Origin of the sequence: Pseudomonas sp. PvP027, from assembly GCF_017833005.1 — a bacterium.
Classification (GTDB): Bacteria; Pseudomonadota; Gammaproteobacteria; order Pseudomonadales; family Pseudomonadaceae; genus Aquipseudomonas; species Aquipseudomonas congelans.
Window position 1 is genome coordinate 2254428 of record NZ_JAFIBK010000001.1, and the last position, 12747, is coordinate 2267174.

14 protein-coding genes are annotated in these 12747 nt (G+C 59.8%); 8 read left to right on the plus strand and 6 right to left on the minus strand.

The window, feature by feature from the left end:
- Positions 1 to 2: 2 nt before the first annotated feature.
- The 8 genes from phrB to JOE33_RS09420 are packed head-to-tail and all read left to right on the plus strand — an operon-like array spanning position 3 to position 6763.
- Entirely contained in the window at positions 3 to 1451 is a 1449-nt protein-coding gene (gene phrB / locus JOE33_RS09385; RefSeq protein WP_122693534.1) for a deoxyribodipyrimidine photo-lyase, read from the plus strand.
- A complete protein-coding gene (locus JOE33_RS09390) occupies positions 1444 to 1866 on the plus strand; it encodes a nuclear transport factor 2 family protein (RefSeq protein WP_010428675.1) in 423 nt (140 codons plus the stop codon). Before phrB ends, JOE33_RS09390 begins: the two co-directional genes overlap by 8 nt.
- Complete coding sequence (locus JOE33_RS09395; RefSeq protein WP_010428677.1) at positions 1863 to 2651, plus strand: SDR family NAD(P)-dependent oxidoreductase; 789 nt, start codon at positions 1863 to 1865, stop codon at positions 2649 to 2651. The genes JOE33_RS09390 and JOE33_RS09395 overlap by 4 nt, the downstream gene beginning before the upstream one ends.
- A complete protein-coding gene (locus tag JOE33_RS09400) occupies positions 2648 to 3895 on the plus strand; it encodes an FAD-dependent oxidoreductase (RefSeq protein WP_187625172.1) in 1248 nt (415 codons plus the stop codon). Before JOE33_RS09395 ends, JOE33_RS09400 begins: the two co-directional genes overlap by 4 nt.
- Positions 3892 to 4692 (plus strand): DUF1365 domain-containing protein, encoded by an 801-nt coding sequence (locus tag JOE33_RS09405; RefSeq protein WP_032615928.1) that lies wholly within the window; start codon positions 3892 to 3894, stop codon positions 4690 to 4692. The genes JOE33_RS09400 and JOE33_RS09405 overlap by 4 nt, the downstream gene beginning before the upstream one ends.
- On the plus strand, positions 4679 to 5947 hold the full coding sequence (locus tag JOE33_RS09410; RefSeq protein ID WP_122530469.1) for a cyclopropane-fatty-acyl-phospholipid synthase family protein: 1269 nt from the start codon (positions 4679 to 4681) through the stop codon (positions 5945 to 5947). Before JOE33_RS09405 ends, JOE33_RS09410 begins: the two co-directional genes overlap by 14 nt.
- A complete protein-coding gene (locus tag JOE33_RS09415) occupies positions 5940 to 6449 on the plus strand; it encodes a DUF2878 domain-containing protein (protein ID WP_010428689.1) in 510 nt (169 codons plus the stop codon). Before JOE33_RS09410 ends, JOE33_RS09415 begins: the two co-directional genes overlap by 8 nt.
- The gene (locus JOE33_RS09420) at positions 6404 to 6763 is read left to right on the plus strand and encodes a YkgJ family cysteine cluster protein (RefSeq protein WP_050549186.1); all 360 of its coding nucleotides are present in this window, start codon (positions 6404 to 6406) and stop codon (positions 6761 to 6763) included. The genes JOE33_RS09415 and JOE33_RS09420 overlap by 46 nt, the downstream gene beginning before the upstream one ends.
- 468 nt (positions 6764 to 7231) lie before the next feature.
- Here JOE33_RS09420 and JOE33_RS09425 read toward each other — a convergent pair whose 3' ends face one another.
- The 6 genes from JOE33_RS09425 to hemA all read right to left on the minus strand — a co-directional run bounded on the left by JOE33_RS09425 (position 7232) and on the right by hemA (position 12630).
- Positions 7232 to 7750, minus strand: coding sequence for an acyloxyacyl hydrolase (locus JOE33_RS09425; RefSeq protein ID WP_002552154.1), 519 nt, complete (start codon positions 7748 to 7750; stop codon positions 7232 to 7234).
- Between the two features lie 117 nt (positions 7751 to 7867).
- Positions 7868 to 8683, minus strand: a complete 816-nt coding sequence (gene murI / locus JOE33_RS09430; RefSeq protein WP_010430216.1) for a glutamate racemase — start codon at positions 8681 to 8683, stop codon at positions 7868 to 7870.
- Positions 8676 to 9446 carry a molybdopterin-synthase adenylyltransferase MoeB gene (locus JOE33_RS09435; RefSeq protein ID WP_187625186.1) on the minus strand — a complete coding sequence of 257 codons (771 nt, stop codon included), beginning with the start codon at positions 9444 to 9446 and terminating at the stop codon, positions 8676 to 8678. The genes murI and JOE33_RS09435 overlap by 8 nt, the downstream gene beginning before the upstream one ends.
- Complete coding sequence (prmC, locus tag JOE33_RS09440; RefSeq protein ID WP_010430220.1) at positions 9440 to 10273, minus strand: peptide chain release factor N(5)-glutamine methyltransferase; 834 nt, start codon at positions 10271 to 10273, stop codon at positions 9440 to 9442. Before prmC ends, JOE33_RS09435 begins: the two co-directional genes overlap by 7 nt.
- The gene (gene prfA / locus JOE33_RS09445) at positions 10274 to 11356 is read right to left on the minus strand and encodes a peptide chain release factor 1 (RefSeq protein ID WP_010430223.1); all 1083 of its coding nucleotides are present in this window, start codon (positions 11354 to 11356) and stop codon (positions 10274 to 10276) included.
- On the minus strand, positions 11353 to 12630 hold the full coding sequence (hemA, locus tag JOE33_RS09450; protein ID WP_003433718.1) for a glutamyl-tRNA reductase: 1278 nt from the start codon (positions 12628 to 12630) through the stop codon (positions 11353 to 11355). The genes prfA and hemA overlap by 4 nt, the downstream gene beginning before the upstream one ends.
- Positions 12631 to 12747: the final 117 nt, after the last annotated feature.

Below are 12747 nucleotides of genomic sequence, written 5' to 3' on the forward strand. Positions count from 1 at the left end.
TCATGCAACTGATCTGGCTGCGTAGCGACCTGCGCGCTCAAGACAACACTGCCCTGACCGCCGCCATGGAGCGCGGTCCGACGCTGGCGGTCTACCTGCTCAGTCCTGCGCAGTGGCGCAGCCATGACGATGCCGACTGCAAGGTAGACTTCTGGCTGCGCAATCTGGTCGAGCTCGAACAGGCGCTGGGCGAGTTGAATGTTCCCTTGCTGATCCGCGAAGCGGACACCTGGGATCAGGCGCCTGAAGTGCTGGCAAAGCTGTGCACACAGTTCAAGGTCGAGGGCCTGCACCTTAATCAGGAATACGGCATCAACGAAACCCGTCGCGACCAGGCAGTGCAGAAGGCGATGGAAAAAGCCGGTGTGCACTTCAACAGCTACCTTGATCAGCTGTTATTCAAGCCCGGCAGCATCCTGACCAAGACCGGCAACTACTTTCAGGTATTCACCCAGTTCAAGAAGGTCTGCTACACCCGAATGCACGAGGCCATGCCGCACCCGATACGCACCCCGAAAGCGCAGCCGGCACAGTCAATAAAAAGCGATACGGTCCCCGATCAGGTCAAGGGCTTTGCCACACCATCGAAGGCGTTGCGCGACCTGTGGCCGGCCGGTGAGGCGGAAGCCAGACGGCGCATGCACGCCTTCGCCGACGAGCAGATCAGCTACTACAAGACCGAACGCGACTTTCCGGCCAAGCCCGGCACCAGCCAGCTGTCGGCCTATCTGGCGGCCGGGGTGATTTCGCCACGCCAGTGCCTGCATGCAGCCCTGGCCAGCAATCAGGGTGAGTTCGAGACCGGCGACGTCGGCACCGTGACCTGGATCAACGAGCTATTATGGCGGGAGTTCTATAAACACACGCTGGTCGGCTACCCGCGCGTCTCGCGTCATCGCGCCTTTCGCCCGGAAACAGAAGCGTTGAAATGGCGCGATGCCCCTGAAGAACTGCGGGCATGGCAAGAGGCGCGCACCGGACTGCCGATCATTGACGCAGCGATGCGTCAGTTGCTGGAAACCGGATGGATGCACAATCGGCTAAGGATGGTCGTCGCAATGTTTCTCACCAAAAATCTTCTGATCGACTGGCGTGAGGGCGAGCGCTTTTTCATGCGCCACCTGATCGATGGCGACCTGGCGTCCAACAATGGCGGCTGGCAGTGGAGTTCGTCCACCGGCACCGACTCGGCGCCCTACTTCCGTATTTTCAATCCGTTGTCGCAGTCGGAACGCTTCGACCCCGAAGGCGTGTTTATCAAGCGCTGGCTGCCGGAGCTGGCGGATATGAATAAAAAACAGATTCACAACCCGTCGTTAATCGGTGACCTGTTTGGCGCTGCCGACTACCCGAAACCCATCGTCGATCTGAGCAAGAGCCGCGCCCGAGCCCTGGCAGCGTTCAAGGCGCTACCGGCTCGACAGCCGGCCGCAGGAGTCGAACATGGCTGATTTCCTGCATCGCTTCGCCGAAGGTTTTGCCGCTCTGAACAAGGACAACCTTGATCAGGTTGCCGAGCTGTACAGCGAAGACGTGTCGTTCAGCGATCCGATGCACGATATCCACGGCCTTGACGCCATGCGCCGCTATTTCGGCGAGCTGTACGCCAACGTCCAGGACCTGCATTTCGACTTCCATGCCTTCGACGAAGTGCGCCCCGGCGAGGGCTATCTGGTCTGGACCATGAGTTATTCGCATCCGCGCCTGGCCGCCGGCCGGACAATTCAGGTAGAAGGCTGTTCGCACCTGAAGTGGCGCGACAAGGTTTATCGGCACCGGGACTACTTCGATGCCGGTGCATTGCTCTACGAACATCTGCCCGTCATGGGTCGAGTCATCCATTGGTTGAAGAAGAGGTTGGGATGAGCACTCCTGTTGCACGACGCATCTGGTTGACCGGGGCAAGCAGCGGCATAGGCCTGGCTCTGGCCAAAGAACTGCTCAACGCCGGTCATCGGCTGGCACTGACCGCCCGCACGCTTGAGCCATTGCAAAACCTTGCGAACGTTTATCCCACGCAGGTGCTGCTGGTGACCGGCGACATCACCGACCCCGAGCAAGTCAAGGCGATTGCCGACGACATCGACCGGCAATGGGGCGCCCTGGACACCGCTATCTTCAACGCGGGCACCTGCGAATACATTGATGCCCGGCAGTTTGAGGCGGCCATGGTCGAACGCGTGGTGCGTACCAACCTGCTGGCCAGCAGTTACTGCATCGAGCACGCGTTACCGCTGCTGCGCAAAGGTCATCAGCCGCATCTGGTCGGCGTGGCCAGTGCGGTGACCTACCTGGCCCTGCCCCGCGCCGAAGCCTACGGCGCGTCGAAGGCCGGCCTGCGTTATCTGCTCGAAGCGCTGCGCCTGGACCTGGCCAGCGAAAATATCGACGTGACGGTGGTAAGCCCTGGATTCGTCGATACACCGCTGACGCAGAAAAATGATTTCCCCATGCCGATGCGCTGGCCTGTCGAAAAGGCAGCCAAGCACATCGCCAGCAAGCTGGGACGCAACAAACGCCCACTGGATATCGCCTTTCCGGCGTTGTTCATCTTTAGCATGAGCTTACTGGCTCTGCTCCCGGCACGCGCCCGACTCGCCCTCGGCAAACGCATGGCGCGCAGCGAATCGTCGAATAAGGACGCGCAATGAAGATCGCAGTCATTGGCAGCGGGATCGCTGGCCTGACCAGTACCTACCTGCTCAACCGCGCGCATGAGGTGACCGTTTTCGAGTCTTCGGACTGGATCGGCGGGCACACTCATACGGTGGACGTTCAGGTCGAAGGCCGCGCCTACACCATTGACACCGGTTTCATCGTCTTCAACGACTGGACCTACCCCAATTTCATTCGCCTGCTAGGCCAGCTGGGTGTCGGCTTCCAGCCTGCGGAAATGAGCTTTTCGGTGCATGATCCGCGCACTGGCGTGGAATATAACGGCAACAACCTCAACAGCCTGTTCGCCCAGCGCAGCAATCTGCTGTCGCCGCGGTTCTGGGGCATGCTGCGCGATATCCTGCGTTTCAACCGCCAATCAGTCGATGATCTGGAAAACCAGCGCATCGCGGCAGACACCACGCTGGGTGAGTACCTGAAGAACGGCGGTTATGGCCAGCGCTTCATCGATCACTACATCGTACCCATGGGCGCGGCGATCTGGTCGATGTCACTGGCCGACATGCTCGGCTTCCCGCTGCAGTTCTTCGTGCGCTTTTTCAAGAATCACGGCCTGCTTTCGGTCACCCATCGGCCGCAATGGTGCGTGATTCAGGGCGGTTCCAGAAGTTATGTGGAACCGTTGGCCGCCTCGTTCCGCGAGCGGATTCGTCTGTCGTGCCCGGTCACACGTGTCGAGCGTGACAGCCAAGGTGTGACGCTGCACAGCGCCCTGGGCAGCGAACGCTTCGACAAGGTGGTATTTGCCTGCCACAGCGATCAGGCCCTGGCTTTGCTGGCACAGCCATCGAGTGCAGAGCAGTCGATTCTCGGCGCCCTGCGCTATGCCGAAAACGATGTGGTGCTGCACACCGATACGCGATTGCTGCCCAGGCGCACACTGGCCTGGGCGAGCTGGAACTATCGGCTGGGCGGCGGCGAACAGCAGTCGGCCGCCGTCACCTATGACATGAACATTCTGCAAGGGATCGAGAGCGATACGACGTTCTGCGTCAGCCTCAACCAGACCGCCGCCATCGACCCGGCAAAAATCCTTGGCCGCTACCGTTATGCGCATCCGCAATACAGCCTCGATGCAATCGCTGCTCAGGCGCGCTGGGAGGAAATCAATGGTGTGGATCACACTTGGTACTGCGGCGCCTACTGGGCCAATGGCTTTCACGAAGACGGCGTGGTCAGCGGCCTGCGTGTCGCCCAGGCCTTTGGTGAAACGCTGTGAACAGCGCCTTGTACAGTGGCTGGATCAGCCACCGGCGGTTTGCACCGCGCTCCCATGAGTTCACCTATCGGATAGGCCTGCTCTATCTGGATCTGGATGAGCAGGACAGTGTGCTGGGGCTCTCCCCACTGGCGGGCCGGAAGCGTTTTGCGCCGTTCTCGTTCCGTGAGCGAGACTATCTGCCAGAGCTGACCGGGCAAGGGCTGACGCTCATCGAGGCGGTCCGCGAGCGGGTCGGCAAAGCATTGGGCCGCATCCCTTCAGGTCGCGTCTGCCTGCTGACCCAGGCACGCAGTTGGGGCCTGTCGTTCAACCCGGTGAGCTTCTTCTACTGCCATGAGGCTGACGGCACATTGGCCGGCATCCTGTGTGAAGTCACCAATACCCCGTGGGGCGAGCGCTACAGCTACGTGCTGCCCGCCACCGGTGAAGGTCATCAGCATTTTGCCGTGGCCAAGGCCTTTCATGTTTCACCGTTCCTGCCACGTGATCTCGAATACCGCATGAGCTTCAGCCAGCCCGCCGAACGGATAGGTGTACACATGGCTGACTGGCAAGGCGAGCTGAAGATGTTTGACGCCACGCTCAATCTGACCCGCCAGAATCTCGACCGCACGACGTTACATCGCTATCTGATCGCTTATCCATGGATGACGGCGAAAACCTGTCTGGCCATTTATTGGCAGGCCATGCGCCTGCTGGTCAAACGCATACCTATCTTTTCCCATCAGGCCGCTGACGGCGAGTACCGTGCTGCCGCCGCGCAATCCAAGGACTCACTCCATGAAAAGCAGTAGCAGTAGTTTTTCTGCCAATCTGGGCACCAATGGTTTGACTGCCAACCTCCTGCGCCGAGGTGTGCTGCGGCAACTCGCAGGACTGCGCAACGGCCAGTTGGTAATTGTCGAACGGGGTGAGCGCCATGTGTTCGGCAAGAACGGCGCACTGATTCAGGCTGAAATCCACCTTCTCGATTCGGCAGCCTGGGGCATGGTCGCCAGCAACGGCTCCATCGGTGCGGGCGAGGCATTCATTCATGGCTACTGGACGACACCCGACCTGACCGCGGTGGTCCGGGTGTTTGTCAGCAATCTGGATGTGCTGGATGCGATGGAAGGCGGAATGGCGCGCCTGACCCGCCCGCTGGTTCACGCGCTGCACTGGCTCAACCGCAATACACGCGAAGGCTCGCAGAAAAACATCGCCGCCCACTACGACCTGGGCAATACGCTGTTCGAGCAGTTTCTCGACCCGACGATGATGTATTCAGCCGCACAGTTCCTCAGCGAAGACGATACGCTTGAACAGGCGCAGTTGAACAAGCTCGAGCGCATCTGCCAGAAACTTGCCCTGAAACCCACCGATCACCTGCTGGAAATCGGCACCGGCTGGGGCAGCATGGCTATTTACGCTGCGCAGCACTACGGCTGCCAGGTAACCACCACGACCCTGTCCAAAGAACAGTTCGCCTACACCGAGCGACGACTGATCGAACTGGGCCTGCAGGATCGGGTGACGCTGCTGCTGACAGACTATCGGGATTTGACCGGTGAGTACGACAAGCTGGTGTCCATCGAAATGATCGAAGCGGTCGGCCATCGTTTCCTGCCCACTTACTTCAAGCAATGCGCGAACCTGCTGAAAAGCAACGGCATGATGCTGCTGCAGGCGATCACTATTCGCGAGCAGCGTTACGCACAGGCCAAACGCAATGTGGACTTCATCCAGCGTTACATTTTCCCCGGTGGCGCCCTGCCCTCGGTGGCGAAGATGCTCGACATCGTCGGCAGCGATACCGACATGAACCTGCTGCACATGGAAGATTTCGGCTTGCACTACGCGCGCACCCTGCGCCTGTGGCACGACAACTTCAAAACCGCTCACGGAAAACTCGCCGAGCTGGGTTACGACGAGCATTTCCTCCGCCTGTGGGAGTTTTACCTGTGCTATTGCGAAGGCGGTTTCCTGGAGCGAACCATTGGCACCGCGCAGCTGCTGCTCGCCAAGCCCGAGGCGTTGCGCGAACCCTTGCTTGGCCGCTTCAATGCTTAAATCCATCGCCAATGCGCTGTTGTTTCAGATCGGCTGGTTCGCCTGCGTACTGGGCGGCAACAGCTACTGGCTGATGATCGCCGTCGGCGTCCTGGCGGTGCATTTTCTGTGGATCAGCTCATGGGCAGCCGAAGGCCGGCTGATTCTCACAGTGACCTTGATCGGTATCGTGCTGGACAGTGCCTTGATGACACTCGGTGTTTTTGATTTCGGCACTGGCGGCTATCTCTTGCCGCTGTGGCTGGCGCTGCTGTGGGCGGTGCTGGGCACCACGCTCAATCATTGTCTGGCCTGGACAGCGAAGCCGCTATGGCGCGCAGTCGTGCTGGGCGCTATTGGCGGTCCGATGTCGTACTATGCCGGCTCGCAACTGGCACAGGTCCACCTTCCCCTCGGAGTGTGGCCAGGCATGCTGGTGCTGGGCCTGGTCTGGGCGGGGGTATTTCCCCTGCTGCAATGGCTGGCAGCCCGCGCCGCCAGACACTCGGGAGAACCGCTCTGAACGCTACACTCATTCCGCTCGCAGAGGTCCATGGCGAAGAACCGGCAGTCACGTGTTCGACCTGCGCAGCCTGCTGCTGCCAACTGGAAGTGATGCTGATCACCGACACGGGCGTACCTGAGCGTTACATCGATACCGATGAATGGGGTGGCGAAGTCATGTTGCGTCTGGATGACGGCTGGTGCGCTGCACTGGATCGCAACACGATGATGTGCACGATCTACGAGAAACGCCCGTTGATCTGTCGTGAATTCGAAGCGGGTGCGGAAGACTGCCTGAACGAACGCAAGGGGATTGCGACGGCTTATCTTTGATCAGTATTGCTGACTGGATGTCTTTGATCAGTGTTGCTGAATGGATGAGTATCGTCCCCACGCTCCGCGTGGGAATGCAGTTCGTGACGCTCTGCGTCACACGGCGGTTCTGTGATGTCAGGTGGATTGGGGTTCGGCTCAGGTGACCTTTGCGCCCTTACGGCGCCTTACTTTGAGGGACCAAAGTAAGCAAAGTCACCGCTCCGTTTCCGGCCCGACTTCGTCGGGTTCCTTCGCCCTGTCACTGATCCGGGGGTCGCCGCAACGGGCCATCCATGGCCCGGTGCGGCTAGCCTGGCGTCCTGCCAGGCTACCCCCGGATCAGCGCCAGGACTCAGCCGTCACTTACGTCGCAATCTGTGTCGTCAGTGCCATCGCGTGAGAAAAAGCACTGGATGGCAGTAACTGCTAACTACAGACCAAAAATGAGACCACAAGTGACGTTGCCACGTACCAGAGTCGATCAAATCAGAACGGCATCTTGTAGTGCAGTGCGTAGCTTTCTATACCGTCGTTCGGCTCTTTGATACCGGCGTTGGAGTAGTGGGTCGCACGGATACCGACTTCATGCCCGCCCGCGAAGCGCAGACCAAAACCGATACGGTCTTCGAAGTTGAAGGCAGAACCGAACTTGCGGTCTTCAACCTGGGTGTTCGAGAACACCGAGACGCCGATACCGGCTTCTACGTATGGCTTGACGTTGCCGTTGCCGAATTCGTAGACCAGAACCGGGGAGAACGACAGGCTGTGGTTATCCTTGTAGTCCTTACCATCCCAGTAGGTGTAGGCGCCATCCCAGTAGCCGGTCAGACGGCCGATGTCGCTTTGCAGCCAGGTTTTATCCCAATCAAACTGTACGCCCAGACGATAAGTCATGGTGGACTCGCCGGTCTGACCGACCGAAAACTCAACACCATCAGCCTGCGCGATTGAAGCTTGCCCTGCCAAAGCGGCCGCAATCACGGCCAGGCAAAAGAGTCTCTTCATGAGAAACGTCCTAAATATATTAAATTGTACGAAAAGTGTTGGAATTCATAAGCCGCTTTTATAGAAGCCGCGGAGGCGACGTTAGTTCACCCCAAAAGCGCCTTTTTCACGTTTTTTTTACAAACGGAAGCTTCTCACATTGCCGACGTTTTGCGACAAAAAAGGTAGGATTTTTCTGAAATTGTCCGGTATGTCACTAGACCAGTACAAAGTGTCTCGGGCGACACCACTGGCAAGCACGCCGGACCGCGCCAAAAGACGCTGCAGCTGCCGCGCTACTGCGGCCCCGGTATCGATCAGGGTGACCGACTCGGGAAGCATTTCGCGCAGCAATGGCTTGAGAAACGGGTAGTGAGTGCAGCCCAGAATGATCGTGTCACAGCGCGCCGCCAGCAACGGCTCGACATAATGCTGCAGCAATTGACGGATTTGCGGACTGACCAGGTCGCCGGTTTCGATCAGTTCGACCAGCCCTGGGCACGGCTGGGTCACGACCCGTACATCGCTGGCAAAACGGTCCAGCAAGGCAGCAAACCGTGCGCTTTGTAGCGTTCCGGTAGTCGCCAGCACTCCGACGACACCGCTGCGGGTCGCCTCGGCAGCCGGTTTGACCGCAGGCTCCATGCCGACAATCGGCCAGTCGGGGTAGCGCTGACGTATGTGCGACACACCTGCTGCCGTAGCCGTATTACAGGCGACAACCAGCGCCTTGGCCCCCTGCTCGCGGAAAAACCCGGCAATCGTCAGGCACCGCTCGATGATGAATTCGGGAGTTTTTTCGCCGTAGGGAATGTGCCCGCAGTCCGCCAGATACAGCAGCGACTCGCTGGGCAACAGCTGACGGATTTCATTGAGCACCGACAGACCACCGACCCCGGAATCGAAGATTCCGACCGGCGCATCGCTGCCATGGCTCATATGCACGTCAAGCATGCTCGCCCTGCACGCTGGCCGGACCACAGACGCTGCACGCAGGGTCACGCTTAACCTTCAGCTCACGGAAACGCGTGCTCAAGGCGTCGATCAACAACAGTCGACCGACCATGGGCTCGCCAAAGCCGGCCAGCAGTTTCAACGCCTCCAGCGCCTGCAGGCTGCCAACCAGACCGACCAGCGGCCCGATGACACCGGCCTCGCTGCAGGTCAGTTCGGCTTCGCTGCCATGCCCGTACAGACAATGGTAACAAGGGCTGTCCGCACGACGCGGGTCGAACACCGACAACTGTCCTTCGAGCCGGATGGCCGCCCCACTGACCAACGGCTTGCCAGCAGCGACACAGGCGGCATTGACCGCTTCGCGGGTGGCGAAATTATCCGAGCAATCCATCACCAGATCGACAGCTTGCACCGCCGCCTCCAGTGAGTCGGTGTCCAGCGCAGTACGATGAGCGACAAGGGTGATCTCGGGATTGATAGCGTTGAGCCGCGCGAGGGCCGAATCTACCTTGGCCTGCCCGATGCTCTGCGTGTCGTGGATAATCTGGCGTTGCAGGTTGGTCAGGTCGACGTGATCAAAATCCGCCAGATGCAGTTCACCAACCCCTGCGGCGGCCAGATACAAGGCTACCGGCGAGCCAAGCCCGCCGACGCCCACGACCAGCGCACGACTTTGCTTGAGTCGCAACTGGCCGTCGATATCAACGTGTTGCAGCAGAATCTGGCGACTGTAGCGCAGCAGTTCCTGATCACTCAGCACGGCTTGCATCCGAACGTGATGCGCTCATGCTCGCCCAGATCACGACGGGTCTGAATACGCTCGAAGCCCTGGCGGATCAGCAGCTCACGCACCGCAGGCCCCTGATCATAGCCATGCTCCAGGAGCAGCCAGCCATCTGCATTGAGGTGTGCAGGCGCCTGTTCGATGATCGTGCGCAAGTCATCCAGCCCGTCGGAACCGGCTACCAGCGCGCTGCTCGGCTCAAAACGCACGTCACCGGCCGACAGATGTGGATCGGCGTCGGAAATATAAGGCGGGTTGCTGATGATCAGGTCGAACTGTCGGCCTTGCAGGCCACTGAACCAGTGGCTTTCGAAAACTTCGGCGTTGTTCAGTTGCAAGCGCTTCCGGTTGCGTTCGGCCAAGGCGACAGCCTCTGGCACACGGTCAACCGCGGTGACCTTCCATTGCTGGCGTTCGTTGGCCAGCGCCAGCGCAATCGCGCCGGTGCCGGTGCCGAGATCCAGCAACTGAGCAGACGCGAAGGCAGGCACCAGCTCCAGTGCCGCCTCGACCAGCATTTCGGTCTCGGGGCGCGGGATCAACGTGTGCGGTGCGACTTCCAGATCCAGCTTCCAGAAGCCCTGCTGGCCGAGAATATAAGCCACTGGCTCGCCCTTGCGGCGGCGCTCCATGTAGCCGGCGAATGCCACTGCGGCTTCGGTGCTGACAATTCGCTCGGGCCAGGTGTGCAGAAAACTGCGCGGTTTGCCCAGCGCTGCCGCCAGCAGCAACTCGGCATCAAGCCGTGCAGTCGGTGAATCGGGAAGCTCAGCGCTTCTGAGTACACTTGCGATGATGGTCATTTACTCACCCAGTGCCGCAAGTTGGTCAGCCTGATATTCAGCAAGTAGCGGCTCTATCACTGCATCGACTCCGCCTGCCAGAACTTCATCCAGCGAATACAAAGTCAGGTTCACGCGGTGATCCGTCACTCGCCCCTGAGGGAAGTTATACGTACGTATGCGTTCGGAACGATCGCCCGAACCCACTAGCAGCTTGCGTTCGCTGGCGATGGCATTGGCCGCCGCGCTGGTCTGCTGATCATTCAGTTTGGCAGAGAGCCAGGACATTGCCCGGGCTCTGTTCTTGTGCTGCGAACGCTCTTCCTGGCACTCGACGACAATACCCGACGGCAAGTGAGTAATGCGGATCGCCGAGTCGGTTTTGTTGACGTGCTGACCACCGGCGCCCGAAGAACGGTAGGTGTCGACACGCAGGTCGGCAGGGTTGATCTCGATCGCCTGCTGCTCGTCAGGCTCCGGTAACACCGCAACCGTACAGGCAGAGGTATGGATACGGCCCTGGGATTCGGTCTCCGGAACACGCTGCACGCGGTGCGCGCCGGACTCGAATTTCAGCTTGCCATAGACGCTTTCACCCTCGACACGTGCAATGACTTCCTTGTAGCCGCCATGCTCGCCTTCGTTTTCGGAAAGAATCTCGACCCGCCAGCCACGCCGCTCGGCGTAACGCGAATACATGCGGAACAGGTCGCCGGAGAAGATCGCCGCTTCATCGCCGCCGGTGCCCGCGCGGATTTCCAGAAACACGTTACGACCGTCGTTCGGGTCCTTGGGCAACAGCATGCGCTGCAATTGCGCTTCCAGCTCGACCAGTTGCTGCTTGGTTTCGCGAACTTCCTCGACGGCCATTTCGCGCATGTCCGGATCACTGTCCTTGAGCAGCGCCTGGGCGCCCTCCAGATCCCCCTGCACCCTGAGCAACTGCGCGTAGAGCGCAACGACCGGCTCCACTTCGGCGTATTCACGGGAATAGGCGCGAAAGCGTGTCTGATCGCTGATGACTTCCGCGTCGCCGAGCAGCGCGGTCAGTTCCTCGAAACGGTCGCTGAGCACATCCAGCTTATTGAGCAGTGAAGCTTTCATTGCGGGGTTTTATCCGTCGAGCCCTCACCGAGGGCAAATAGTTCCTGGGCCATGGCCAGCGCATCGACGCGACCTTCGGCAGACAGCTTCTTGAGCTGCACGCTGGGTGCATGCAGCAATTTGTTGGTCAGGCCACGTGCCAGCTGGATCAGTACGTCCTCGGCATTGCTGCCGTTGGCCAGCATACGTTGCGCCTTGCTCAGCTCTTCGTCACGCAGCCGTTCGCTTTGCTGACGATAGGCGCGCAGCACGTCGACTGCAGCCAGTTCGCGCAAGCGCGACATGAAGTCCTCGGCACCCACGCTGACCAGTTGCTCGGCGGCCAGCGCAGCGCCCTGACGGCTCTTGAGATTCTCTGCCACCACTTCGTGCAGATCATCAACGCTATACAGGTAAACATCGTCCAGCTCGCCGACTTCAGGTTCGATATCCCGCGGTACGGCGATATCGACCATGAAAATCGGTTTGTGCTTACGCAGCTTCAGCGCACTTTCCACAGCGCCCTTGCCCAGAATCGGCAACTGGCTGGCCGTCGAGCTGATCACGATATCGCTGTTGACCAGTTCCGCCGGGATGTCCGACAGCAGCACGGCGTGCGCACCGAACTCGGCGGCGAGCATGCTGGCGCGTTCCAGCGTGCGGTTGGCAACCACGATACGCTTGACGCCCAGATCATGCAGATGCCGGGCGACCAGAGTAATGGTCTCGCCTGCACCGATCAACAAGGCCTGGCTGCGTTGCAGGTCACTGAAAATCTGTTTCGCCAGGCTGACTGCGGCAAAGGCCACAGAAACCGGGTTTTCGCCAATGGCGGTGTCGGTACGCACCTGTTTGGCGGCGCTGAACGTCGCCTGGAACAAACGGCCGAGCAATGGCCCGACCGTGCCGGCTTCGCGGGCAACAGCATAGGCGGATTTCATCTGACCGAGAATCTGCGGCTCGCCGAGCACCAGCGAATCGAGCCCCGAGGCGACACGCATCATGTGCCGCACTGCGGCGTCATCTTCGTGCACATAAGCGCTGGCGCGCAGTTCTTCAAGACTGAGGTGATGATAATCGGCGAGCCAGGCAAGAATACTGTCCGCGCCGAGGTGCTCGTGTTCGATGTACAACTCGCTGCGGTTGCAGGTAGAAAGGATCGCAGCCTCGCGGCTCTCCGTCAGTTGGCAGAGCTGCTGCAATGCCTCGACCAGCTGTTCCGGGGTAAATGCCACACGCTCGCGAACGTCGACCGAGGCGGTCTTATGGTTGATACCGAGTGCAAGGAAGGCCATTCAGGGTCGCAGGTGGTGACGTGAAGCCGGTAATTGTCCTACTTCGATAAGCTCAGAACAACCACCACATATTATTGTCCCACTACAATCGCTCGTCGCAGACCGTGCTTTCGGGTC